The organism is Legionella donaldsonii (assembly GCF_900452385.1).
In the GTDB taxonomy this organism is placed as follows: Bacteria; Pseudomonadota; Gammaproteobacteria; order Legionellales; family Legionellaceae; genus Tatlockia; species Tatlockia donaldsonii.
This window is the reverse complement of the sequence record NZ_UGOA01000001.1, coordinates 1,123,895-1,150,001: the sequence shown is the minus strand read 5'-3', so window position 1 is coordinate 1,150,001 and position 26,107 is coordinate 1,123,895. Positions and strand designations below refer to the sequence as shown.

Genomic DNA, 26,107 nt, shown 5'->3' with positions numbered 1-26,107 from the left:
GGGAATACTTCCCATGTTGCTTTTTGAAACCATACCTTCCGGTGATTTTTGTTTAAAAGATAATCAGATTGATATCTGGGAGTTTCCCTTACTCCATCCTCCGGTCCAAGCAGATTCCTTGCTTAACAGCACCGAGCAGGCTCGAGCCAAACGTTACCATTTCCCGCGTCATCAACGTCGGTTTACCGCCGCTCGCGCCATGTTACGACTCATTTTAGCTCGTTATCTGACACAGGACCCGAAACAACTCATCTTTACTTATGGTAAACACGGTAAACCCCAGGTTGAAAATTGCCTGCAACTGGAGTTCAACTTAAGCCACTCACGTGATTTAGCCCTACTGGCAATAGGACGGCGATTCCCTCTAGGCATTGATTTAGAGTTTTTTTCACCCAGGCCTTATGAGGGTATAGCCAAGCACTCCTTTTCACCCAAAGAATTGCAACTATTTTTCATGCTCCCAAATTTTCTTAAACCTTTAAGTTTTTTCCATATCTGGGCACAGAAAGAAGCGTTTATTAAGGCAAGTGGTTTAGGACTCGCTTACCCAACCCAGCAATTTGATGTACCCATTACGCCCCCAAGCAATGAGCTTATCAGCGATACCTTGCATGAAACAGAGTGGCAAATGGTTTCTTTTATGCCTCAATTGGCTTGTAGTGCAGCCCTGTGTTACAACCCACAGATCAACAAGATTCGTTATCAAATTATCGAAGATCCTACAGTTTTTTGATGCTAACGAGGGCAGTCGAGTCGAACAAGAATAATCAAGAGCACGGAATTGGCGAGGAGCAAGAGGCTGTTAACTCCTCTTTATTGGCAGATTCAACGTCTTCAGCAAACTGTAATAGTTCCTTACTGCGAACTTCGTATAAACACCTTTTCCCCTGATTCGAAACCGCAGCCTTGTTAATTTCTTCGCCACCTAAAAAATCATCGGCATAATCTAAAAGGTTTTTAAATAAACAGCTTCTTGGGAGTAGCCGGAAACTGTCTAATATATCAAAGGCTGTAAACCCTTTTTGATTTTCGTACTCTTTTAATTGAGACCAAACACCTAGCTCTAACGCTCTATTTTTTAGTAGCATAAGCACGTCTACTTGACCCGTGATTGCTGCAATATGGAGCAGACTATTACCTCGGGGCGTTGCTTTCAGTAAATCTTCTGCTGAATAAAAGGGAATTAATAATTTAACCGCTTCGCTATCACCCGCTTTTATTAACAACATCATCGGAGTATTTGATGGCATACCCATCTGAATCATTTCGGGGCTTAACGCCATGTTTTGATTATTTGCAGTTATTAACAACGCTTGCGCAGTTTTAGAGGTTTTAGCTAATTCACATAATTTAACAAGAAGATCAAGTACTTCCTGATGATAGGACTCTAAGTATTTACTCCTCGAATTAAAAACCCTGGCCGCCAGGAAGACAGTCAATGGTGTATTAGCCATCTCATCTTGAGAATAAGGCTCTTGTTGAAACTGTTCGACCATTAATTCGAACTCCTCTACTTTATTTGATGAGGAGTCTCTACGTTGCAGGCTGTCATGATTATATACATTACATGTCATTCCAAACTCCGCTACAGGCTCAACTTCCTCAAACACGTCGATGCTGTGCTCTATAGTTCCTTGCAATTCATCCTCTGCAGAGAGCCTGGAAAGCAGTCTATTGGTTTCTGCAAGCTGCTGCTGAGGTTCTTCTCTTTCATTCCTGAATAAGGCCCATACACTACCAAAAAGAGTGACAATTGGCGCCCATACAAACATAAACGTCAATACATAAGGAACATAAGATTCGTTTTCCTCTGGCAATATCCATACTCGTGCCCAAAAACTTCTTATTGCCATTCAGCACCCCGAACAGATTAAATATTGCGCATAATAGCACAAATTAGAACACATGTTAATCCAATCGACTCTTAGTGAATTAAAGAGAAGCGATATAGGCCATATAAATATGAAAATTAAGTAATTTCGTCTATAGTTTAATTGCCAAAGGAATTTAAATAAGGATATTTTTATGGCAACTAAAAAAGCAGATTTGGGAACGGCGACAAATAATTTAAGCCGTAACTGGGGATGGCTACTGGCCTTGGGGATCTTGTTTGTTATCTTGGGGTGTATTGGCTTGGGCATGGTTGTAGGCCTAACTCTAGCCAGTATGATCTTCTTGGGAGCATTATTAATTGTTGCCGGAGTCACCCAAATTATTGATGTTTTTAAATGTAAACATTGGAAAGGCGTGGTTTGGCATGCCTTGATTGCTGTCCTTTATCTTATTGGCGGCTGCCTGATCATTTATGATCCCATTCTAGCCTCCACCTTAATTACCGCCATGTTAGCCTCTGTACTCATTATTATCGGGATCAGTCGTATTTTTATGGCTCTTATGCTTAAAGGATCCGCAGGATGGGGATGGTTATTGCTGGCCGGCCTTATTGCGATCGCACTAGGCGTCATGATCTTAGCGCATTGGCCCATTAGTGGCTTATGGGTGATTGGTTTATTTATCGCTATTGAGATGATTGTCGATGGCTGGACTTATATTTTTCTGGCACTCTCCATAAAGCGCCGCGCTGGTTAGAGTATTGCTCTCCTATTCGATAGACAAAACTCCTCGTTTAAGCGAGGAGTTTTCTTGCACAGCATCCTCACGCCTTTTATTGACAATAGCTATCAAGTCGTGAGTACCGAAATGAATCTGATATACTTCCTTTTAGTTAATAAACTGGTTAGGCGCATTGGTTATGAAACAATTCAGCTCCCTACAACTCCAACTGCTGCATCAGTTAGCCGATGGCCAATGCCATAGCGGCAATAGTCTTGGTGAGCAGTTGGGTGTATCTCGCACCGCAGTATGGAAGCACGTTCACCAATTAACCGAATTAGGTCTTGTTATTAAACGGTTGCCACAGCAAGGCTATCAATTAGGCACCCCCATGCAATTCCTTGATGAGCAATTAATTCGCCATTATTTATCTAAGAAATCCTTCACTAAACCCCTCGATTTTCATTTATTCGCAGCCATTGATTCTACCAATCGATTTTTAAAAGAATTACCTTCCGGGACCTCCTTGGCAATTTGTTGTGCTGAAACACAAACCAATGGACGCGGGCGCTTTGGTCGCCATTGGATTTCTCCTTTTGGGGAAAATATCTATTTCTCCAGTCGCTGGGAATTACATTGCTGCCTATCCCATCTATCAGGTTTAAGTTTGGTGGTAGGTTTGGCCATTCTGGCATGTTTGCGCAATAGTAATGTGGACCAAAACCTTCTACTAAAATGGCCTAACGATGTCTTGTGGGGCGATAAAAAACTGTGCGGCATCCTAATCGAAGTGATTGCCGAAACAAATGGTTGCGCACAAGTTATTATCGGTATCGGTATTAACGTGAATACAGCAACCCAACACGAAATTCTGATCGGTAGACCTTGGTGTTCTTTATATGAAATTACAGGCCATCATTTTGATCGCAATATTATTTTAGCGAATTTAATTGCTCAGTTAGACGATCATTTAGAACAATTTTTACAACAAGGGTTTGCCAGCTTTAGCTCTCGATGGCAAGAGGTGGACTATTTATTCGGTAAACAGATCGCCGTTGCGCAACCTAATGGGTTAATTGCGGGGCAGGCTTGTGGCGTTAATGAGTTAGGCCAACTCACTTTAAGAGATGAACAAGGTACGCTACATTATTTATCCTCTGGTGATGCCTCATTGCATCAATAGAACATCCCATTCCAATTAGGAATAACACAAGTGGTTTATTGCAATGAAAATAGAGAGGAGAGGGATTGGGAGTTTGCCCCGCTTTGTTTACTCATTAAACGATACGGGGCAGGATGACTGCGCTGAAATCTGGGTTATACCTATACCGCTTCTTCAGTGTCAGTTGTTTCTTTCTCTTGTTGTATACGCAGATAAATCTCTTCGCGGTGCACAGAAACGTCTTTTGGCGCATTAATGCCTAAGCGCACCTGGTTTCCTTTCACCCCTAAGACAGTGATATTTACATCATCACCAATAATTAACGTTTCACCAATACGCCTAGTCAAAATTAACATGACAAATCTCCCTTCTAGTAGTAGCCATCACCTATTCCATAGAACGCTTCCATGGTGCTCTAAATGACTACAATTCGAACAAAAAATGAACAATAAAGCATTCGATTGTAAGTTTACACAATCATTCTTAACAAAATATTAAGGAATTTGATTTTTAAAAATTTTTTATCAATAAAAAGAAAAATTACTCTCTTTTTCCCGCATTAAATTTTAGAGCCAAGACCATCAAAGGCGAATAAGCAATGAGTAATCCTAAACAACCATTGAGATAACCTACCCCTACCAGTAAAGACCAAGGTAACAACCACAACACATTAATTACCAAAACACCCACTGTTACAGGCAAATGCCCTCCATAATGGCGGGAAGCATGCTGGTAAGCATGGCTGCGATGTGCTTCTGACAGTTTTTCGCCACTCAATCCACGGCGCACTAATGTTACCGTAGCATCAACAATAAAGACACCTAAAAGTATTAGCCAACTCCAAAAAAAACTGGCATTAACCGCGGTAGCTTGAAGCGATAATAATCCGAGTACAAGTCCTAAAAAGCCACTGCCAGCATCTCCCATAAAAATACGTGCCGGTGGGAAATTCCAAATTAAAAATCCGGTTACCGCAAAAGCCAAACAAAGAGGTAAAAAAATCGCCATTAAATCCGCTTGCAAACAATATAATAAAACACCACCCAAACATACCGTAATCGCTTCTACTCCCGCCAAGCCGTCAATACCATCCATGAAATTATATAAATTCAACAGCCAAACCAGATAAAAAACAGCTAAAACATTGCTTATAAAACCAGGCGCTAAAGTCCAATTAAAAAGAGAAATGGCCGGCATGCCGCCTAACAGATACAAAGCCAAACCTGTTGCGATAAAATGACCTAACAAGCGCCACTTAGCCGGAATATGGCCACGGTCATCCAAGAAACCAAGGACAGCAATACCCCCGCCAGACAGCAGCAGAGTAGCGAATACAGAAAGCGAGATACATTTTAGAGAGAATAAGAAAAAGGTTGCTGCTAAAAAACAAAAAACAAAAGAAAGCCCCCCACCTCGTGGTGTTGGAACCTGATGAGAACTGCGATGATTAGGAATATCTATCAAGCTGGTTGCCAAAGCATAGCGACGCAACAACCATGTTACGAGGCAAGATACTGTCAAAATAACCAAATAAAAGCTAAACCAAGCCATCTCCTCTCCATAATTATCAATAGATAATCCTGTTTATCTAGAATCTACTTTTAAACCATGCTGGGCCGCGACGAAATAAGCCCGTCGATTATACGGCAAATTAGGTAAAATCGAACGATTTTTTTTCAAAAAAGGAAAAACAGGAAAATAAGAGACCTGCTTAACCCATTTTTTCTAATTGAAAGTAAATAAAAAATTACGATGTCTCTCTAAAACCATGCCAACCTTCAGCAGCAATTTAATCCTTTAAAGAGTATTCCCTGCACGCAATTGGCGATATACTGTCCGAATGTTTATGAACTGGAAAACTGCATGTCCTTAAAGGCCATGTATAACGAGATTGCGGGAAATTATGCAACCGCAGATCGATTTGGCTCTATTAGTGACAGCCATAAAGTGGCGATAGCACAGATCAAGCAAGAACATCTGGGATTAAGGCCACATTACAAAGTTCTGGATTTTGGCGTTGGTAATGGTGCTTTTTTGGAAAAACTAAGACCACTGATGCCAGAAGCGGATTTTACTGGTATAGATATTTCAACAGAAATGCTGGCTCGTGCTCGTAAGGCTTTACCCTTAACCACGATAGAAGCCAGTGCAACCGAGGCCAGCCGTTATCTGCCACACCACAGCCAGGATTTAACATTGGCTCATTTCATCAACGCTTATATTCCAATTCATACTCTATTTAATGAGGCTGATCTGTTGACGCGGGCCAATGGCCATTTTTCTCTGATCACGACAACTTATGAATCCTTTCCAGTCGCTCAACAGCATTTAGCCGATTTCATTGCAAAAGGCTCTTTATTGAGCAGCGTTGTTGGCCATTATTACAAAGCCATGGTAAAAAATACCACAGTGGCTTCAGGTTTGGATGAGTTACTCCATGTATTTGCACAGCATCAATTCAAAGTGATTCACCATCAACGTTTGGTAATCCCCATTACCTTGCAAAACATTGACGAACTGGCCCATTTTGGCATCGAGGGCACCTGGTTTTTAAACAGTATTTCGATGAGAATGTTGCCCAAAAATTTTTTATTAGAACGATTGAAACGTCTTTTTGGACAAATATTTACTTTTCCTTACCATGATACCCATATTATCGATGTGGTACTGGCTAAAAAATAGGGCCTATTTACATTTCCGTTCGTATGCCACCTGTTAAGGAGCTCATGTGGTTTATCAAACAATAAAGAATTATTTTACGCGCTGGGATACTCGTCAGCAGCAAACCAATAATATCGTTTTGATTACCTTTTGGAGCCAGTTTTCATCTTATGCACTTAATACCGTTTTAATTCTTTTTCTGACGCGTCCCCTGCTTACACATGGTCTAGGTTATGATCAAGAAAAAGCCTATGCCTTTATAGGGATTAGCCAAGCTACGGGCTATCTCATGCCTATTCTAGGTGGTTTTATGGCGGATAAAGTATTAGGCGTTCGTCGTGCCATCTTGCTGGGCAGCATTTTTTTAGCCTCTGCTTATTTACTTGTCATGTTAAGTGGTTACACCTTAAGTAAATATGGAGATCTACTCTTTCTCGCCGCTTATGCATTAATACCTGCCAGCAATTCCCTCTTAATTGGTACCTCATCAAGTATGGTTTCTCATATTTATTCTGATGATGCCATTAAAGCCAAATCGGCTATGACTTACTATTACATGGCAATTAATATTGGTGGCTTGCTCGCAACAATCATTGCTCCTGCAATGATGGAAAGTCGTTATGGTCCTTTGTCAATTTTAACCCTGGTTTTTGTCGGCAAGGCAATTGCCGCTTTAAACTTCGCTAAACATTATTCTCTTTATGACAATGTCATTTGGGGTAAAGATACCCTTTCTTTTTCCCGATCAAATAAAGCTTATTTATTTGTTTATCTCATCATGATTTATTTCTTCACCCTTTTTGCTTATTCATACATTTATGTTGCCAGTATCCTTGTAACCATTGGCTGCGGCTTAGGTATTTTTTGGTTTCTCTTAAGAACCCTGGCGCTGACCGGAGAAACCCGGACTAAACAATTAGTTGCCTTATTATTAATCGTGGAAGCCGTGGTATTTTTTATTATTTATAACCAGATGAATACAACCCTCGTCTTGTTTGCACAGAATAATTCCAATTTAAAACTTTTGAATCTTCATGTTTCCCCAGCACAATATCAAATGCTTAATCCGCTACTCATTATTGCCTTAGGGACTCAATTACCGCGTTTTTATCGTTTCTTCCCTAAATTCACGATCCCTTATCAATTCGCCGGCGGAACCTTGTTAGCAGGCTTTGCCTTATTAGTGATGGCCTTTGCAGCAACCAATGCAGTTAATGGCTATGTTGATGGTAATTATATAGGGTTTACCTACATACTCATCACTTTGGCTGAACTATGGGTATCAGCAATTGGATTAAGTATGATAGGGCTTTATTGCGACAGCCAGGCAATAGCCTTCGCCATGGGAGTGTGGTATCTGGCAGCTTCCTTATCCAATACGATTTCCGGACGCATAGCTGGTTTCGTAGCAATTCCAGAAAATAAAAGCTCCGCCCTAGAAAGCTTACCCCTGTATCAGAATTACTATCTGCTTATGGGTGCCTGTACGTTAGCACTGGGGTGCATTATGCTACTGACCGCTTATTTCCTTCAGCGAAGACTGGCTCGGAAAGGAATTCAACTTGTCTGAGATAACCTGAGACGGATTGCATTCGCCAGCGTGAGGACTAATGATTTAGAGCATCAGGTAACCCGTTTGCTTGCAAACGGGTTACAGGACTACACGGAGCAAGGTTCTTTTATTTCACTTTCTTTTCTGGCAACTAAGAACTGTGGCAAGTATTTATTCAATGACTCAACCAACGTTGCGGCTTTTTCTACGTGCTGGGGCTGATTCCTATCAAAGCGTCGGAAACTAAACAGATCTCCCGGCGCACTGGCTGATAAAAGGTTAGTTAATAAGCTATCTATCGCCGCATCACTAATCTTTTGTGGTTTGTCTTTTTGAAAGGCTGCGATTTTTTGCGGTAACAAAGTGATATCATGTAAATTGTGGAAATGCACAAAATGTTGCTCGTCTGAATAATATGCGCCACTAACAATTGAACATGCACCAGCGAGCGCACTTTGAAAACCAATAGTACCAGTAAACGTCACTGTAATTGGACATTCTTTAATTAAATGAGTCGCTGGAGCAGCATAAGGAACGAGAACAACATAAGGTAATTTTGCCAGCTTCTGCATAACTTCCCGTTTTCTGAAACCAAATTGCAAGGGATGGTCTTTAATAAAAACAGTATAGCCCGCTTTACCAAGAACCTTAGAAATTTCCTCGACTACTTGTTCATTGTTGAGCAGGGCAAGATCATCAAGCCAATAATCCAGAGAAGCCTCGGGAAGTAATTGTAATGCTAAAAAAACCCGCTTATCAGGGGCGACCTCAGCCAATCTCTTTTCCCAGTCCTCATGTAAGAGGTTAAGCACTTTATAATCAGGCCAACGGGGTTTATGATCCAGGCGATTTAAAGCTTCGAGATAATGCAAGTTCAATTTATCGCGCTTTAAATGGCGGATCAATTCGAACGCTGCCCCACGTAATTTAAAGTATAAAAAGGTACGCCAATACTGCAGACGACCAAATTTTTTACTATTGTTCACGTAGGATGGCGTAAATGAGTCATTGACTAATTGTTTTCTGGCTTTCTCAATTTCCTGCCTCTCAGGTTCACGTAAATGAATCAATTTCCCTCTTACCATAAACATAACATGGTCGGGTACAATCGATGCTGTCAAACCCAAAAACGGTATATTGTAAGATTGCAATACTCGGTTTAAAACATCCAAAACATAACGATCAATAATAAAAGTAATCAGTAATTTTGGTTTTTCCTTTTTTATTAATGCGTCGAAGGTTAGCCACATCGCACCTATCATTGCTAAGGCTTGAGCTTTTTGTTGATTGCGTAAAACTCGGCAACGACGAATGATATCATCACAAAGTGCAGGGGAGAAATGCTGGAGGGCAATCTGAGCACAATCCTTTTCACGTAGATTGGCATAAAAATCATCAACGATACAAATATCTCCCTCACCACGCAAATCACTTACCAGGCAAACAGACTTTGTAAAGTTTAAGCTATCCGCCAAATACTGCCACCAAGGGCCAGTGTTATGGTGAGAAAAAAACATTACATCGGTCATTATTATTTATCCTATAACTAAAAAATCAGGAGCTCAATTTGCTTTGAGCAATAGGTTTCACACCAATTCCCCTTAACATGACTGCCACAACAACGAGAGAAGCAAAAATGAGAAAACTATTAGAAACCCCCAAGGGCCCATTAAAGATACTGACCACAATCGAGGTATAGCAATACGCTAAAATTAGCTGCGAGCCTAATCGAGCCGGATCTCTGGCATACTTGGCACTAGTACCACTGACGCATCCCCAAGCTGCAATAAATAGAATTGCTCCTATCAGTCCGAAATCCAGGAACCAGGCTCCCCAGGCAGTCGTATAAAAACCATAGATTTTGGTATCAACCATATTCTCTTTCATGGTAGACAACACCGTGTTGTTAGCGTAAAAAACACGTAATAAAGGCGATAAAATACCCACCTGGTAAGTTCCCCAATAGGGTGTGTATTTTTTATGATTGTCTATTATCTTGCTTAAGCTAACCACCCCATTTGTGAGATACATTGAATTCGTCATAAGTGTCATCGCCGTATCTTTACTGACTATATCATCCTCAATGAGTGTCGTTATCCATTGTTTTGGCGCAGCACCCCAACTTTCCTGAACAACAAAGTTCATAAAGTCATTATAAGAAGTCTGATTGGAATTCTGTCTACGCTCAACCAGAACATGATTGCTGTATAAAGCAAAACAAATCCCTAGCATAAGCAATTTCGCCAATAAGGCATGTTCTCTGGGGAAAAACGTTTTCCCATGAAATTTTCTTATAAAACAGCAGGTCAACAGAAGAAAGAATAAAATAAATATTGGCATCCGCCCGCCATACAATAAAGCATAGATGATGGGTGAACTGGCAGACAGCTGGGCAAAACGGGCTACTGAAGGTTTGATCTCGGCTGCATTAATCACCAACAGCATTAAAGCCGGGTAACTAAAAGAGAAAAAAGGATAGCCTAAATACAGCCAAAATGAACGGTGAACATCCACACCCTTGTCAAGTTGCTGAACACGCAGTTCACGGATAAACGCTAAGCCATGGGAATAATCCAGGCCGCTCAATATTAGCTTGTCATAAGTCAAGCACAAAATACCCAGTAAACCAAGCAGAGAAGAAAAAAGAACAACCCGATTAAGGTGTTGCTTTGAAACAACGACAGCAGCCTCATGACGGACGGGGAAAAATCGGGCAGATCGCTCACCCAGAGTAAAAACCAGCAATCCACCCAGGATGAAACCCCAAACACCGAAGCCAACTGGTTTCAGATACTCAATCGGTTGAATATAAAAAACAACCATTAACATCAACCACATTAAATAAAGAAAGTAGCTAGGTCTTGTAAAAAAAAACCGGGTCATACAGTACCTGCCAAAGAAACTTTATTCTCACTAACAAACTTATCCAAATATATTTTCTTTAATTCATCCGCTAAAACCAACTTCGGTTGCCATCCAGTTTTGCTGATTTTGTCCGTATTCAATAGTTTTTTCGGCGTACCATCAGGTTTGGAGCTATCCCATCTGACCTCACCTTTATAATCGACAATTCGACAAAGTAACTCGACCAGTTCTTTAATGGAAATATCTTTGCCATAACCAATATTGACCAGTGGGCCGCTTACCGGGCAGTGAAGCAATTCATCATATTGGGCGTCCGGTAAATTTAATAAAAATACCGCTGCATCACCCATGTCATCACTATGCATAAACTCACGTTTAGGTGCACCAGAACCCCACACCTCAACAAACGGCGCATGAGAAATCTTCGCTTCATGAATTTTTCGCATTAAGGCCGGAATGACGTGAGAAGCTTGCAAATCATAATTGTCATTTGGACCATAGAGATTTGTCGGCATAGCGACCAAATACTTGGTGCCATATTGTCGATTAAACGATTCACACATTGAAATGCCTGATATTTTTGCGAGTGCATACGCTTTGTTGGTAGGCTCAAGCGGGCCGGTTAACAAATGCTCTTCGCACATGGGTTGTGGGCAATCCCTTGGGTAAAGGCAAGAAGAGCCTAAAAACAATAAGCGCTTGACCTTATTTTCCCAGGAAGCATGAATAAGATTAGTTTGAATAATTTGGTTTTGATAACCAAAATCAGCAGGATAGGTATTATTGGCAACAATACCACCAACCTTTGCTGCAGCCATAAAGACATACTCAGGACGTTCCTGAGCAAAAAATGCATGAACCTTTGCCTGGTCTGTTAAATCAAGCTCACTCTTCGTTCTGAGTAACAGATTTGTATAGCCTTGCCTTTCCAGGGCTCTAACTAAGGCTGAACCCACTAACCCACGATGTCCGGCTACATATATTTTGGCATTATGATGCATATCTCACTCACTCATTACAATTCGTAAAATTGGGTCTGTTACCCTATCTACTGGCTTGGCAACAGCCCCTGGAAGCCCTCTTCGACGATGCGCAGGTCATTTTTCATAACCATTTTCTTTAATAAATTTATCTCTGCAAGCGATTTCATAATCTGCGCGAATCATTTCTTCTACCAACTCATGAAATTGAATTCGTGGTTCCCAACCTAATTTCTGACGCGCTTTACTGGCGTCACCCAATAAAGTATCTACTTCAGTAGGTCTGAAATAGCGAGGATCAATGGCAATTCGGCATACACCATCACTGTCGTAAGCCTTCTCGTTAATCCCCTCACCTTCCCAATGAAGCTCTAAATCAATTTCCTTCGCGGCCAAATTGATAAATTCACGTACACTATGCTGTTCACCAGTTGCAATGACAAAATCCTCTGGCTTTTCTTGCTGCAACATCAACCATTGCATCTCAACATAGTCTTTGGCATGCCCCCAATCACGCTTGGCATTGATGTTTCCTAAATACAAACATCCTTCTAAACCACATTTGATACGTGCAAGACCTCGTGTAATTTTTCTCGTCACAAAGGTTTCACCGCGAATCGGTGATTCGTGATTAAACAAAATACCATTGCAGGCAAACATATTATAGGCTTCACGATAATTTACTGTTATCCAATAGGCATATAATTTAGAAACAGCATAAGGTGAGCGAGGATAAAAAGGTGTCGTTTCTTTTTGTGGGGTTTCCTGAACCAAACCGTATAATTCAGAGGTAGACGCTTGATAAAATTTGGTTCTTTGCTCAAAACCCAAGATCCGAATGGCTTCTAAAATACGCAATGCACCTAAAGCATCCGAATTGGCGGTGTATTCCGGCTCCTCAAAGGAAACAGAGACATGACTCTGCGCAGCCAGATTATAGATTTCATCCGGTTTGGTTTGTTGAATGATACGGATTAGACTAGTACTGTCAGTCATATCACCATAATGGAGAATAAGGCGAAGATCCTTTTCATGGGGATCTTGATACAAATGATCAATTCGACCTGTATTCAGTAGGGACGATCTACGCTTAATGCCATGTACTGTATAGCCCTTGTTGATTAGGAACTCTGCTAAATAGGCACCGTCTTGACCAGTAACCCCTGTAATTAATGCCGTTTTCACCAAACACCTCGTGATATATCTGTCAGTTACGGAACAAATTCAATAGTCTCAGTTTTACCTAGCCCTAAACCTAATTGATTGTTCTTTCGTTGTTCTTAAATTTATGGTTGGCTAGCAACTACTTTTAGTAAAAGTAGTTCACACCCTACCATAAACATCCTGGAATCGGACAATATCATCTTCGCCCATATATTCCCCACTCTGTACCTCAATCATAACCAGATCAAGCACACCAGGATTTTCCAAACGATGCTTATGACCAGCAGGAATATAAGTCGATTCATTCGTTCTGACAAACATTTCCTCCTCGCCATTGATGACCTTGGCCATACCACTCACAACAATCCAATGCTCACTGCGATGATGATGCATTTGTAAACTAAGGCTTGCTCCCGGCCTTACTTCAATACGTTTGATTTTGAAACGTGGCCCCTCTTCCAACACCGTATAGGTTCCCCAAGGACGATGCACTGTACGATGCAGTTTATGTGCTTCATGACCTTGTGCTTTCAACTGCGCATAGATACGCTTCACATCTTGGTCACGTGATTTATCAGCGACCAATAACGCATCGGGCGTATCAATAATGAATAGATTCTCAACCCCCACCGCTCCAATCAAGCGTTCTTTACTGCGAATATAACAATTCGATACGTCATGAAGCAGTGCCTCGCCTTCAATACGATTTCCCTGTGCATCAGGCTCAGCCAAATCACCTAAAGCATTCCAGGAGCCAATATCACTCCAACCGATGCTACAAGGCACAACAGCAACTCGCGCTGACTTTTCAATAATGGCATAATCAATTGAGTTTTCAGGAACGATGCTAAAACTTTGGGCATCCAGTTCCAGTTGTGAAAACCCTTTTCCAGTTGCCGTATGGGATTGTTCCAGGCACGTTTTAGTAGCGAGAAGAATATCCGGGCAATAATGCTCCATCTCCCGCAATAACGTCCCAGCGGAAAAACAAAACATCCCTGAATTCCACAGAAAACGTCCTGAATCAAGGTATTCTTGTGCTTTTAGCAAGGAAGGTTTTTCAACAAAACTTAATACATTGGTACCATCCGCTTCGATATAACCGTAACCAGTCTCAGGGCGATCAGGCTGAATACCAAAAGTAACCAACTTGCCTTGTTCAGCCAGCTCAACCGCTCGTGCAATTGCTACCTCAAACGCTTCCTGTTCGGAGATAAGATGATCGGCAGGCAATACCAGCATCAGTGTATCTTCATTATACCCATTAGCGATGCGCAAGGCTGCGGCAGCAATAGCAGCGGCTGTATTACGACCAAAAGGCTCGAGAATAAAAGACATGTTTAGGTCAGCTGCATTCACTTCCCGAAACTCATCTTCTGTTTTGAAAAACAGTTCCCGATTGGTGACTGTAAGGATTTCCTCAACACCGGATAAAGCCGCTCCCCGCAGAAAAGTCTTCTGCAATAGGCTTTGCCCATCAGCTAGGCGAATAAATGGTTTAGGATGCAATTCACGGGAAACCGGCCAAAGCCTGGAACCTGCTCCACCACATAGAATTGTCGGTATCAAACGCATTGACACTCCTTGTTTCTTGCTCTTAATTCACTGAGAATACATCCACACTGACCACTGCGCTCACATAACCTTGAGGAATAGAGGCTAACGAGACTATGTGTACAATCTTGTGGACGCGAGTTGTGTCTGCGCGAAAAAAAGCGGATTATTATAAAAAAATTTATACTTGTCAATTTCCTACAAAATCCTGTTTTATACCATTGCCTGCGGTCCGTCGTTATTTCCTCAGCTTTTCGGCCAGGATAGTAGAAGCGGTAACAGACCCTATTGGTTAGGAAAAAAATCATATTTATTATTCTTACTATTCTTCTTTATCTTAACGTCAGGGTATAAACCTACGACAATGGAATCATCGGGCACATTTGTATTTCTTATAAAGGTATTACCGGCGATACTGACATTATTACCAATATGGCACTTACCGATCACCGAGCTTTTAGCATATAGCACGACTGCCTGACCAAAACGAGGATAGACACTATTTACATCCGTTCCAACAGTGACATTCTGATAAACGACCAAAAAATCCGAGTAGTGCGCGTTTCCAAGAATAGTACCTACCGGGTGGACAAACAAAAACACCTTTGGAAGCGCAATAGAATAAAAAGCATCAATCCCATGTAAAGCTTTATTCAGTAAAAATGCTTTTTCCGCCACATTGATAAATTGCTGCCGATAGGCTTCATTGGCAACGAAATACAAAAACATGGCATAGTGATCAGAATTCAAATGATTAAATACCGTCTGCCCTTCATCGAAATAATATTTTTTGCGAATATGAGAAAAGCAGTAATCCAGCCGTTCAATCACTGTCGGCATTATCTGGGTGATATTATCCTTTACTGGCACCCCATCGGGATAAAACGTTTGTAATTGTTTTGCCAGGTACTCACTGAGCGAGTGTAGTTCAATGGTTAATTTCATTTAGTCAGCTTCATGGGTATGCCCTGATTCAACAAATAGGAGCGGGCACGAATTGGGTTATTATCACCGAAGTGAAAAAGGCTCGCGCAGGCAACCGCATCAACCTGGGCTTCTTTAAACGCATCAACCAAATGCATAAAAGTACCGGCGCCGCCGGCAATAATAAGGGGTCGATCCGTATAGCGTCTCACCTCTTTGGCTAATTGCAAGTCATAACCATTCATCATGCCATCGTTATCGATAGAATTCATAACAAATTCGCCAGCACCTCGTTCAGTCATTTCCAGGACAAAATCACGTAACGACTTGGTTGATTTTTGCGTACCACAATGGCTGTAAAGAGAATAGTTTCCATTCTCCACTTTGACATCCAAGCCTACTACCACACATTGCCGGCCAAACAAATTAGCCGCTTCGCCAATTAAATCGGGAGTGGTATGCGCTGCAGTAGTAATCGAAATCTTATCTGCACCTGCCAACAGTAAGCGGCGCATTTTTTCAATCGAATCAACACCACCCCCTACTGACAAAGGCATAAAACATTCTGCTGAAACCGCATTGACCGTTTTCTCCAAAATCTCAAAAGCACTGCCTTTCCGATTAGCATCAATATCCAAAAAAAATAATTCATCCGCATTTTGTGCATTGTAAATTCTTGCTGCTGATACCGGATCACCGGTGTCACGAAAATTCTCAAACTGTTTACCTTTGACCATTCGGCCATTACTCAACAACAGCGTTGGAATGATTCGCTTTTTTAACATGCCCCACCCCACTCACAAAAATTCTCAAGCAATAACAAACCGTTATCTTGACTTTTCTCAGGATGGAATTGAATACCAACTACATTTTCCTTAACTACAATAGCGGGAAATTGTTTACCATAATCAGTTAAAGCCAACACATTGCCTGTATCACTGGCATTGAAAAAATAAGAATGAACAAAATAAAAATCCACATGCTTTTTCAGGTTGTTACAAATGGGGTGGTCAAAATTAAAGGTCAGGGAATTCCAGCCAACATGAGGAACTGGCAAATCAGGAAGATCAAGAAACTCAACCTTGCCATCAATCAATCCCAAGCCTTTAGAATAGCCACCCTCTTCACCTTCTGTAGAAAGGATCTGCATACCCAAACAAATTCCAAGTAAGGGCTTTCCTGCTTGTACATGTTTCATTATGACTGTGTCTACTTCAAGCGCCGCAATATTCGCCATAGCAACTGCATAAGAACCAACACCTGGAATAATCAGATGGGAACAGCGCTCAATTGCTTGGGCAGTTTTCACAATTTCAGGTTCATAGCCCAAATAGCTCAACGAATTATAAACTGAATTAATATTCCCCATGCCATAATCTAAGATGCCTATTATTTTATCCATTCACCTTCTCTATACCACTTAATCGTATCCCATACCGGTTTCGCTTTCGGATTATTTTCAAAATCATGCTCATAAGGTGGTATGGCCATTTGTTTAACAATTGTATTAAATTCTTCTTCAGTAAGACCAACATAGCTTAAAAAAACATCCAACGATTCAGGTCGTTGCCCTTCCATCGCATTCCATTTTTCAGCGTCTTCTTTAGTGATCTTGTTGTTACGTAATTTAATTGAATTAATTTGCGTAATACGACTATAACCCCGCTTGATGTATTTAATGTAATCACGGGTACCTTGCATGAAGCACTCAATCTTCTCACCGGTGGTGTTCACTTCGTTTGGCACACCTTCTAACTCATCTGCCTGCCAGCCAAGTTCCTCTTTAATCCACTTGGTATTGGCTTCATAATCCCAGGGAATAAAACTTCCCAAACAGACTGATGCATACCCCAGTTTTTTTAATTCACTTAATTTAGGATAAGTAAACGGATTCAAATCACGCCGATCGATTGGATCTTCAGGGGTATTAATCATACCGTACATATCATCTGCTGATATCCCGAGGTTTCTAATCATGTTGAATTTTTTCTCATCCTCATACTCGATTTCGTCGTTCAGATAATCGTAGTAAGCGGTTAATTCAGCCTGGGGCTCACCCCAAAAAATAAGTGGAACATTGTATTTAATGGCGATTTGCATCGGATAGGAATAAATGCCGGTATGGCAGTGCCAGCAAAAATCCGTTTTACGGATGAATGATTCGAGCATGAGTTTTTTTACGATTTTCCAATTAGGCGTGAACTCGATCACATCAACCCCTAATTTCTTGAAGGTCCGCTGATTATTCTCATTAATCACCGAACGCATAAAACCGTGATTAAAGCGAACAACCAATGGTTTTATCTTGTATTCCTTCATCAGGTATAAGAGTTGAAAAGTACTATCTTTCCCGCCGCTAAAAGGAATAATACAATCATAATCGCCCTTGCCACGGTATTTCTCTATCAATTGATCCAATAGCTTTTTCCTGGCTACCCAATCAATTTTTTCTTTTTTAATTTTCGCTGAGTTACAAATGTTGCAACATCCATGCTCATCGAATTCGATGGTTTCGTAAGTTTCTGGTAGTAAACAATTAGAACAACGTTTAAGTTTCTCAGTCATAAAACACCTAATTAAATTGTGAATCCATCATCTACGATAAGATTCTGGCCATTAACATAGCTCGACAGATCAGACAGTAAATAAATTAAGGAGCCAGATAAATCGCCTTTATCCAACATCCCTTTATTGAGGCACTCCTCTTTATAAGCGCTTACAAAAGAAGCGGGTTGAGCATCCAAAATGCCTCCGGGGCTTAAAGAATTAACTCTGATTTGTTTACCTTTAAATGATTTTGCAAAATACTTAGTCAAATGAATGATACCCGATTTTATTACAGCGTATTCAACTGGCATAGTCATCGCGGTATTCTCATAAATTTCAAATTTGGGCGCTACAACACCATAAATAGAGGCAATATTAATCATATTGCCATAACCCTGCTGCATAAAATAAGCAGCAAATTGCTGGGAAGTCAGGAAGTATCCCCCCAAATTAAGAGTTATATTTTCACAGAAATCGCTATATTCGACCTCCATCAATCGCCGGCCATAATTTTTATTTCGCGGATAAGCATTATTGACCAACGCGTCTATTTTCCCATATTTTTCCGAAACTGTTTTAACCACATCAAGAATGGAAGTCTTATCTGTAATATCCAATGTTACAAAATCAACACGCCCTTCCGGGTTCTGTTGACTTATCCTTTCTACAACATTGAGTGCTGCTTCCTTATTATGATCAGCAATGATAGCAATACCGCCATTCCTGGCAATTGCCTGAACAAATTCGGCTCCTAAAAGGCCTGCTCCGCCAGTAACAACAACAACTTTATCGTTTAGTACCTGATTCATAAATCTACTCTATACGACCCATTTTTAATTATGACGTCTGAAGACCGGCTTGATGATCTCACCTTGCAAATAACCTTCCGTTGAACCTTGTTCAATAGCATGCGCATAAATTTTAAAAGTCTTTTCAAGGGCTGCTGCCGTTTTTTGTAACTCGTTATCACCATGCCGGTAACTCAAGGCGATCCAGGGCATCAGCACCCCGTTCTTGATCATTTCCTGCGAAAATAGGGTACGGAATGCTAAAGAAGTCTCCCCTTTCGCATCATAGGTTGCATACCAAGGCGAACATTCTATCCCACCTGCCTTAAAGAAATCGGCGATACCTGCCTCTGCAGCCTTCTGATTCATTAACGAGATTAAAGACTTACCGTAATTCCATATTTGTTCCACAACCTGATGCCGTTGCATAAACTCCACTGTTTTTACGAAAGCACCGAGACCGCACATTTCGGCACCATGGGTTGTCGACAGTAGAAACAGACGCTCACGGCCAGGAAATTCAATTGAACCAAGCTCCATAATTTCACGCCTGCCTGCTATCGCTGCTACAGCAAAACCATTCGCCATTGCTTTGCCAAAAGTACAAAGATCCGGTTGAACGTTATAATAATTTTGCGCACCCTTCAGATCCCAACGAAACCCGGTGATCATCTCATCAAGGACAAAAACAATACCATGCCTCTTGCATAAGCGCTGAACATCATGAAGATAGGTTTCACCGGCGTGAGTAAGCGATGGCGCTGGATGCTGCATAGCACTTGGCTCCAAAACCACGCAGGCTATTTGCTCCGGATATTCCGCAATAAGCGCTTCCAATGAAGCAAGATCGTTATAGCTAAAAAGTTTGGTTTGCTCAATGACATTAGCAGGTATACCACGTTTTATCGGCGTGGAACCAATAAACCAATCATCGTAGGAAAAAAAAGGCTGTTCGGCACAACGGGCTACCAAATCGCGACCAGTATAAGCTCTTGCTAATTTAACGGCAGCTGAAACAGCTGTTGAACCATTCTTAGTAAACTTCACCATGTCAACACTATCAATCAGATCCACTAACAATTCAGCGGCTTCCAATTCGATCATCGACGCTCTGGTCAGATTATTACCATTCCTAATCTGCTCAAAAGCGGCCTGATCGATTTCATCTTCTGCATAGCCAATATTGACTGCCCGCAAGGCCATACCATAATCCAGGTATTCAATCCCCTTGTCATCATAGGTATAGGCCCCTTTTCCGCGTACCATAATTTGCGGTGCATTTTCAGGATATTGATCATGACCGCGCGAATAGGTATGAGCGCCACCAGGAATTACGTGCAACAGACGCGATTTAAAGTCGTTTTTCATTTTTATTCCATTCAATGGCCAGGGGTTGTTTACATTTCGCTAGTTTGAGTGCTTATGGTTTGATTTCCGGCCAGCAGAGCGGGGCGCAGAAAATCAAACTATAAGTGCCGAGATAGTAGAAATGTAAACAGCTCCTGGTTTTAAATTAATAACTCTTTATTTTTCAATATGGTTTCTATTTTTAAGAAGTCTAATAGCGTATCAACTTCCAAAGACTTCCAAGCAGGAACGATATAAGGCAACGTGCGTTCGTGGTAGAAAGTTTCTGTCTCAAGGTATTTTTTAGTGTCTGATATATAAAGCGAACCCTCAAAAAAATACACATCATCCACATCCTGCCTGCGGATAGGTTTAGCAAAACTTTCCCGGTTATAAGGCCGCAAAAAATTATCATCCCCTATTGTTGCACAGTAAACAGGATGCGAAGCTTCCACTTTACTTGCCCCAACGATTGATAATCCTTCACCAGCCACCAGCGTTTCCAGAGCCTCGTCAACATCGGCCGCTTCCGTTAAAGGGGAAGTCGGCTCCAGCAAGACAAAATAATCATAAGGCCCATCCGTCTCAGCACAGAATTTAATGGCATGAATAACTGCTTCTGAGGAAGGCGAAGTATCCCTGGCGAATTCGGCTGGGCGCATAAAAGGCACCTCAGCGCCATACGCTAACGCTACTTTAGCTATTTCTGGAGCATCCGTTGTGACGATAACCCTGTCAACATAGCGAGAACTTAACGCTGTCTTTATAGGCCAAGCGACTAAAGGAATTCCATTTAAAGGGCGAATATTTTTCCCAGGCAATCCCTTACTGCCGCCTCTAGCCGGTATAATTGCCAAAACTTTTTTTTGCTTAATCATCTTAAAAACCTAACAGACTAACCTCTTCCTGTGCTCTTTTAAAATCGTCCATACGCCCAATATCTAACCAATATTCATGGATGGGAAACATATTAACACTTTTTCCCTTGTCAATGTGATGTTGGAGCAAATCAGGCATATCAATACGCACACCCGGTAAAACACTACGCGCAAAGTCAGGAGAAAGTAAATAAATTCCCGCATTAATGAAAGAACGATGCACCGGCTTTTCAACAATCGAAGTGACTCGATGGCCATGAAAATTCAATACACCAAAAGGTACTCGATGCTCATACTCACGCACACAAATAGTTGCTACACCTTCATGCTCGTTATGAAAATCCAATAAATTCTGAAAATTCAGGGAAGTTAACAAATCACCATTCATCATGAATATGGGTAAATCAATTTCGTCATGAGGTAACAACCCCAAAGCCCCACCGGTACCAAGTGGGTGTTCTTCATGCACATAGCGAATAGTAACCCCCCAGCGACTACCATCACCAAAGTGTTTTTTGATCATCTCAGGCATAAAATGGGTCGAAATAAAAAAGCGATGGAAACCCGCATCAATAAAACGTTCAATAATTAGCTCTAAAATAGCTTTGTCACCCACTTTAAGCAACGGCTTTGGACACTCTTGCGTCAAGGGATGTAAACGCGTACCAAATCCACCGGCGATGAGAAAAACAGGATTATCGCGATGGCGTTTTCTTAGGATATCATGCAAGGTTTCCAAGCCGACCACTCGCCCATCAGGAGCTACAATGGGCAATTGCAGAAGCTGGTATTTTTCCATCGTTGCCAGGATGAGTTCTTTGCTCCAATCAGCATCCGCCTTTTTGGGAGTCTCACACATCATCTCTCGTACTGGCAAATCTAAAGCGAGATGTTTAATCAAGGCACGCCGTATATCCCCATCCGTTACCGTTCCTAATAAACGGCTTTGTTCATCCACAACAAGGGCGATTCGCTGTGCACCTCGATCAAGAATTTCTATTGCTTCACTAATTGTTGTATCGGGTTTTATGAGTAAGGTTTCCCAATTTATCATTTTTCATCACCGCAATATGTTTCTAGGCTGAACTCTGTCCGGCGTATTAAGGCCGGTAAGACCAATTGTCCTGGTGCTACATCCCGTACAATAGAAGCACCAGCCCCCACGACTGCATCGTTACCTACCCTGGTTCCCGGAATCAAGGTAGCTCCACTGGCAACAAAAGCACGTTTACCAACGTATACATTGCCACACAATACCGCACCTGGGGCAATATGAACATGATCCTCAATGACACAATCATGATCAACAGAGGCGCGAGTATTAATGATCACATTATTACCAATCCTTGCATCAGCCTGGACCACTGCACCAGCCATAATTTGTGTCCCTTCCTGCAGATGGGCATCCGGATCGACCCAAGCTGCCGGGTGCACAAGTACAGGGAAATAATAACCTTTTGCTTTCAATGTTTCGAAAATACGCTGCCTGCTATTCGTATCCCCCACGCGCCGCCCAACCGCATTGACCAGAGCAACTTCGTCAGGATTGAATTCAGTTAAATCCTCTCCAGTCCCAAGAACTCGGATATCCCGCCAGAAATTTGCTCCTTGATTTACCAATTCAGGAGCACATACGCCCAATACAGGTAAATCCAGCGCCCTGACCAACGAGAGCAAAACCTTAGCATGCCCCCCGGCACCAAGTAAAATTAAAGGCCTCTGAAACTTATTTAAAATCATAATTCAAAAACCTCACCGGGTTCATACGATTTACTGCTGGTAGAACCAATTAGCTCCCAAAACAAATTAGGTGGTAAACCGCCGCCGGTTCTTGCTGTAGTTAAATCACTACGCTCAATGACTTTACCCGCCGGTAAATGGTGGGCGGCAACAATCGATTGCCTGGCTGCCCGTCGTGTATCCCATTCACTGGTTTGTGGAGCCTTGATGGGACTGCCTAAGGCAATTTCCAGGGCGCGAATATCAGACACTAATTTTTTGAGTTCAGCCACCTCAATAGAGGCTTGATGATCAGGTCCAGGCAAAGTCCTATCGAGGGTAAAATGCTTTTCAATCACTCTCGCACCACGAGAAACAGCTGCAACCGGAATCACTGTTCCTTCAGTATGATCAGAATAGCCAACATCCAAACCAAATGCTGCCGCCAGAGTATCCATTGCACGCAGATTCACTTCATGCCAAGGCGTAGGATATTGCGAAGTACAGTGGAGTAAAGTGACATGGCCTTTTAACATTTCCCGCCTCTGCGGATTAGACCAGCATTGCCAGACCTCATCGATTCTGCGCGGCTCCTCTGGGAATTGCAACGCATGAGCTACAATCGCCAACGCTTCCTCAACCTCTGCCAACGTAGCCATTCCAGTAGAAATAATCAGCGGCTTACCTGTTTTAGCAAAACGCCACAGTAAAGGCGCATTGGTCAACTCACCTGAAGGAACTTTATAAACCGGTAAATTGAGTGATTGTAAAAATTGTAAACTCTGCTCATCAAATGCTGTTGATAAAAATTCAATCCCTCTTGCCCTGGCATGCTTTTGCAAATCGCTGTGCCAGGCTTCGGGTAACTCCAGTTTCGCGAGCATATCCAATTGAGATTCTGCTTTATCGGTCGTTGATTTTTGATAGTTAGCTTTTTCAACTTTTTTGCTGGCTAGTCTGCTTGCCTTAAAGGTTTGGAATTTTACCGCATCAGCACCCGATTCAGCAGCCGCCTCGACCAACTGAAAAGCAAGATCTCGACTACCATTATGATTTACACCCGCTTCAGCAATAATATAAACCGGTTTTTTATGGTCATGCATAGTGAAAATTCCAATCTTGAAAGTGTTTTACAGTGGATAATTGATAGTTTTTAAGCACAGGTAAAATTCGCCCTGATACCTCCCCATTACCATAGGGATTAATGACTTGACGGCATTTTTCCTTGAACGCCGGGCTTAATGCTTTACCCAAGGCTTCTTTAATTGCGGGATAATCAGTCCTGCAGTGAACGATAGAATCAGCGGCCAACCGTCCCTCCTGACGCAAACCGATATTGACGGTTGGCACCCCAAAAGCAGGAACCTCAATGATACCGCTTGACGAGTTACCAACCACAGCTTCAGCATGTGCGACAGCACTCAGGTATTTTTTAAAGCCAAGTGATTTCACTGCAAAAGCTCGTCCCGGATTAGCTTTACAATAATTTTCCAACAGTTGAATAATAATGTGGCCGCCATTGTCCGCATTAGGATACGTGAAAAGTACCTGATGGTTCGGCCAGTCATCAAGTGTCTGTAACAAGCCTTTAAAAGCTGCTTCCACAGGTTCATCTGCATTGGTGGCAGGATGATAAGTCACTAAAAAATAAGGCTCATGAAGGGGAATTTGCAATTCACCTGCCAATCCGGCCGATGAAAGACAGGCTGTTTTTATAGTGTGCTCCAACCCCAGTGCCCCCACATTAAATACGCTGCCAGGTTCCTCTCCCATTTGTATTACGCGGCGACGATACTCTTCAGCCGCCACAAAATGCAAGGATGATATTTTGGTAACCGCATGCCGTATTGAATCATCATAGGCACCCAAAGTTAACTCACCCCCATGGGCATGGGCAATAGGGATTTTCATGATTAATGCAGCTTGGGCAAGTGCCAGGGTTTCAAACCGATCACCCAATAAAAATAAAATATCCGGATTGAGGCGGGACAAGGCATCCGCAAAACCGATGGTGGCAAGACCCATTGACTTTACAACGCCCACAGGGGAGTCGGAAGCCAGTAGCATTTCGACTTTTTCATCAATCTTAAAGCCATCCGCTTCAATTTCTTTCCAGGTTTCTCCAAACTGCGGAGCCAGGTGCATACCACTTACTAACAGCTGTAAGTCCAAATCACTACTGTCCTGAATTGCTTTCATGAGCCAATACAATAAGCCATATTCTGCCCTTGTAGCTGTAAAAACCGCGATCTTACGCATGTACATCTCTCTGAATGACAACAGAACTTGGTAAATTAACCACTCTCTCAGCAAACCATTCTACGTTACTGAGTGAACCACTCAATGCATTTTTAAACATCGGTAACTGATGCATAGGTTGCCAGATCGGCCTGGTCATAACCCCGGCCTCATTGGTTGCTTTCAGCAACTCATCACGCTGTTGCTGATTCTCGCATATCACCGCATTAAGCCAATAATTACTACGGCAACCCTCGGGCTCGGATATAAATTGTAACGAGGTATTTGCTAAAAGCGCCGCATAATTTTTTGCTAACAAACGCTTACTTTCTATAAAAGAATCCAGTTGCTCTAATTGAGCACACCCCAATGCCGCATTGATATTGGGCATCCGGTAATTAAAGCCTGTTTCATCGTGGTAAAATTCATAGGGATGAGGTTTTTTAGCCGTTGTTGTTAAATATTTTGCCCGAATACCCAGCTCTTTATCTGCTAGAATCATACCACCACCACCGGTGGTGATGATCTTATTTCCATTAAAACTCAGAACACCTAGCTTCCCAAAAGTACCTGTGTGGCGGCCTTTGTATAAACTACCCAACGATTCAGCAGCATCTTCAATGATCGGCACATGCCAGCGTTCCGAGACATCAAGTAAACCATCAATATCTGCTGGGTGCCCAAACGTATGCATAGGCACACAGGCGCGGATAATACGGTTATCTGCTCGATGACGACAAAGGCCTGCCTCATCAATAAAAGCAAACTCGTCCAGCCAGGCATCAACCGCTTGCGGTGATAAACCGAGATTTCGCTTATCGACATCTAAAAATACTGGCTCTGCCTTGCAATAACTAATAGCATTACAGGTCGCGACAAAGGTCAATGGCTGGGTCAGCACATAATCCCCCTGACTGACGCCAGCTAGAATTAAAGCCATATGCAAGGCACTGGTACCATTAACAGTGACTACTGCACTGGGGCTACCCGTGTAGGCAGCCATTTCCTGTTCAAATTTATCAACGTAGGCACCTACGCTAGAGACAAAACTGGAGTCAATAGTAGCAAGCACATAATCGCGTTCATTGCCAATGAATTTGGGTGCATGCAAAGGGATAAAATCATCCGTGCGGTATTGTTCACGAATAAACTGAATGAGGAAATTAAACATAATA

The 26,107-nt window shown here is 42.0% G+C and carries 25 protein-coding genes; 5 read left to right on the top strand and 20 right to left on the bottom strand.

Going from position 1 to position 26,107, the window contains the following annotated elements:
- The first annotated feature begins 13 nt into the window (after positions 1 to 13).
- Positions 14 to 733: a 4'-phosphopantetheinyl transferase family protein gene (locus DYC89_RS05450; protein ID WP_115220855.1), complete on the top strand. Its 720-nt coding sequence runs from the start codon at positions 14 to 16 to the stop codon at positions 731 to 733.
- 34 nt (positions 734 to 767) lie between these two features.
- On the opposite strand, the gene DYC89_RS05445 is transcribed toward DYC89_RS05450, so the two are convergent.
- Positions 768 to 1,853, bottom strand: coding sequence for an ankyrin repeat domain-containing protein (locus DYC89_RS05445; RefSeq protein WP_115220854.1), 1,086 nt, complete (start codon positions 1,851 to 1,853; stop codon positions 768 to 770).
- A gap of 172 nt (positions 1,854 to 2,025) precedes the next feature.
- Here DYC89_RS05445 and DYC89_RS05440 point away from each other — a divergent pair, with 172 nt between their 5' ends.
- Positions 2,026 to 2,589 (top strand): HdeD family acid-resistance protein, encoded by a 564-nt coding sequence (locus DYC89_RS05440; protein ID WP_115220853.1) that lies wholly within the window; start codon positions 2,026 to 2,028, stop codon positions 2,587 to 2,589.
- Positions 2,590 to 2,752: 163 nt separating this feature from the next.
- Positions 2,753 to 3,736 (top strand): bifunctional biotin--[acetyl-CoA-carboxylase] ligase/biotin operon repressor BirA, encoded by a 984-nt coding sequence (gene birA, locus DYC89_RS05435; RefSeq protein ID WP_115220852.1) that lies wholly within the window; start codon positions 2,753 to 2,755, stop codon positions 3,734 to 3,736.
- Positions 3,737 to 3,876: 140 nt separating this feature from the next.
- Here birA and csrA read toward each other — a convergent pair whose 3' ends face one another.
- Together csrA and DYC89_RS05425 are read right to left on the bottom strand one after the other, a co-directional pair.
- On the bottom strand, positions 3,877 to 4,071 hold the full coding sequence (gene csrA / locus DYC89_RS05430; protein WP_019217553.1) for a carbon storage regulator CsrA: 195 nt from the start codon (positions 4,069 to 4,071) through the stop codon (positions 3,877 to 3,879).
- Between the two features lie 184 nt (positions 4,072 to 4,255).
- Positions 4,256 to 5,266 (bottom strand): MraY family glycosyltransferase, encoded by a 1,011-nt coding sequence (locus DYC89_RS05425; protein ID WP_115220851.1) that lies wholly within the window; start codon positions 5,264 to 5,266, stop codon positions 4,256 to 4,258.
- A gap of 312 nt (positions 5,267 to 5,578) precedes the next feature.
- Between DYC89_RS05425 and DYC89_RS05420 the strand changes: the two genes are divergently transcribed.
- A complete protein-coding gene (locus DYC89_RS05420) occupies positions 5,579 to 6,397 on the top strand; it encodes a class I SAM-dependent methyltransferase (protein WP_115220850.1) in 819 nt (272 codons plus the stop codon).
- Between the two features lie 46 nt (positions 6,398 to 6,443).
- On the top strand, positions 6,444 to 7,946 hold the full coding sequence (locus tag DYC89_RS05415) for a peptide MFS transporter (protein ID WP_115220849.1): 1,503 nt from the start codon (positions 6,444 to 6,446) through the stop codon (positions 7,944 to 7,946).
- Between the two features lie 89 nt (positions 7,947 to 8,035).
- Here DYC89_RS05415 and DYC89_RS05410 read toward each other — a convergent pair whose 3' ends face one another.
- The 17 genes from DYC89_RS05410 to DYC89_RS05330 form a co-directional block, all read right to left on the bottom strand.
- Positions 8,036 to 9,457 carry a hypothetical protein gene (locus tag DYC89_RS05410; RefSeq protein ID WP_115220848.1) on the bottom strand — a complete coding sequence of 474 codons (1,422 nt, stop codon included), beginning with the start codon at positions 9,455 to 9,457 and terminating at the stop codon, positions 8,036 to 8,038.
- Positions 9,458 to 9,482: 25 nt separating this feature from the next.
- Positions 9,483 to 10,757 carry a hypothetical protein gene (locus DYC89_RS05405; protein WP_147285479.1) on the bottom strand — a complete coding sequence of 425 codons (1,275 nt, stop codon included), beginning with the start codon at positions 10,755 to 10,757 and terminating at the stop codon, positions 9,483 to 9,485.
- 50 nt (positions 10,758 to 10,807) lie between these two features.
- The gene (locus DYC89_RS05400; protein WP_115220846.1) at positions 10,808 to 11,794 is read right to left on the bottom strand and encodes a GDP-L-fucose synthase family protein; all 987 of its coding nucleotides are present in this window, start codon (positions 11,792 to 11,794) and stop codon (positions 10,808 to 10,810) included.
- Positions 11,795 to 11,890: 96 nt separating this feature from the next.
- Positions 11,891 to 12,958, bottom strand: coding sequence for a GDP-mannose 4,6-dehydratase (gene gmd / locus DYC89_RS05395; protein WP_202972487.1), 1,068 nt, complete (start codon positions 12,956 to 12,958; stop codon positions 11,891 to 11,893).
- 138 nt (positions 12,959 to 13,096) lie between these two features.
- On the bottom strand, positions 13,097 to 14,512 hold the full coding sequence (locus DYC89_RS05390; protein ID WP_115220845.1) for a mannose-1-phosphate guanylyltransferase/mannose-6-phosphate isomerase: 1,416 nt from the start codon (positions 14,510 to 14,512) through the stop codon (positions 13,097 to 13,099).
- 264 nt (positions 14,513 to 14,776) lie between these two features.
- Positions 14,777 to 15,436 carry a serine acetyltransferase gene (locus DYC89_RS05385; RefSeq protein WP_115220844.1) on the bottom strand — a complete coding sequence of 220 codons (660 nt, stop codon included), beginning with the start codon at positions 15,434 to 15,436 and terminating at the stop codon, positions 14,777 to 14,779.
- Complete coding sequence (gene hisF / locus DYC89_RS05380) at positions 15,433 to 16,200, bottom strand: imidazole glycerol phosphate synthase subunit HisF (protein WP_115220843.1); 768 nt, start codon at positions 16,198 to 16,200, stop codon at positions 15,433 to 15,435. The genes DYC89_RS05385 and hisF overlap by 4 nt, the downstream gene beginning before the upstream one ends.
- The gene (gene hisH / locus DYC89_RS05375; RefSeq protein WP_115222663.1) at positions 16,194 to 16,817 is read right to left on the bottom strand and encodes an imidazole glycerol phosphate synthase subunit HisH; all 624 of its coding nucleotides are present in this window, start codon (positions 16,815 to 16,817) and stop codon (positions 16,194 to 16,196) included. The genes hisF and hisH overlap by 7 nt, the downstream gene beginning before the upstream one ends.
- The gene (locus tag DYC89_RS05370; RefSeq protein WP_115220842.1) at positions 16,805 to 17,980 is read right to left on the bottom strand and encodes an N-acetyl sugar amidotransferase; all 1,176 of its coding nucleotides are present in this window, start codon (positions 17,978 to 17,980) and stop codon (positions 16,805 to 16,807) included. The genes hisH and DYC89_RS05370 overlap by 13 nt, the downstream gene beginning before the upstream one ends.
- An 11-nt stretch (positions 17,981 to 17,991) precedes the next feature.
- Complete coding sequence (locus DYC89_RS05365; protein ID WP_115220841.1) at positions 17,992 to 18,771, bottom strand: oxidoreductase; 780 nt, start codon at positions 18,769 to 18,771, stop codon at positions 17,992 to 17,994.
- Between the two features lie 24 nt (positions 18,772 to 18,795).
- Entirely contained in the window at positions 18,796 to 20,118 is a 1,323-nt protein-coding gene (locus tag DYC89_RS05360) for a glutamate-1-semialdehyde 2,1-aminomutase (protein WP_115220840.1), read from the bottom strand.
- Positions 20,119 to 20,258: 140 nt separating this feature from the next.
- Positions 20,259 to 20,975, bottom strand: a complete 717-nt coding sequence (locus DYC89_RS05355; RefSeq protein ID WP_115220839.1) for an acylneuraminate cytidylyltransferase family protein — start codon at positions 20,973 to 20,975, stop codon at positions 20,259 to 20,261.
- 1 nt (position 20,976) lies between these two features.
- Positions 20,977 to 22,029: a nucleotidyltransferase family protein gene (locus DYC89_RS05350; RefSeq protein WP_115220838.1), complete on the bottom strand. Its 1,053-nt coding sequence runs from the start codon at positions 22,027 to 22,029 to the stop codon at positions 20,977 to 20,979.
- Positions 22,026 to 22,715 carry an acetyltransferase gene (locus DYC89_RS05345; RefSeq protein WP_115220837.1) on the bottom strand — a complete coding sequence of 230 codons (690 nt, stop codon included), beginning with the start codon at positions 22,713 to 22,715 and terminating at the stop codon, positions 22,026 to 22,028. The genes DYC89_RS05350 and DYC89_RS05345 overlap by 4 nt, the downstream gene beginning before the upstream one ends.
- Positions 22,712 to 23,797, bottom strand: a complete 1,086-nt coding sequence (gene neuB / locus DYC89_RS05340; protein WP_115220836.1) for an N-acetylneuraminate synthase — start codon at positions 23,795 to 23,797, stop codon at positions 22,712 to 22,714. The genes DYC89_RS05345 and neuB overlap by 4 nt, the downstream gene beginning before the upstream one ends.
- Entirely contained in the window at positions 23,790 to 24,953 is a 1,164-nt protein-coding gene (gene neuC, locus DYC89_RS05335) for a UDP-N-acetylglucosamine 2-epimerase (protein WP_115220835.1), read from the bottom strand. Before neuC ends, neuB begins: the two co-directional genes overlap by 8 nt.
- Positions 24,946 to 26,103 (bottom strand): LegC family aminotransferase, encoded by a 1,158-nt coding sequence (locus DYC89_RS05330; protein ID WP_115220834.1) that lies wholly within the window; start codon positions 26,101 to 26,103, stop codon positions 24,946 to 24,948. The genes neuC and DYC89_RS05330 overlap by 8 nt, the downstream gene beginning before the upstream one ends.
- Between the last annotated feature and the right edge of the window lie 4 nt (positions 26,104 to 26,107).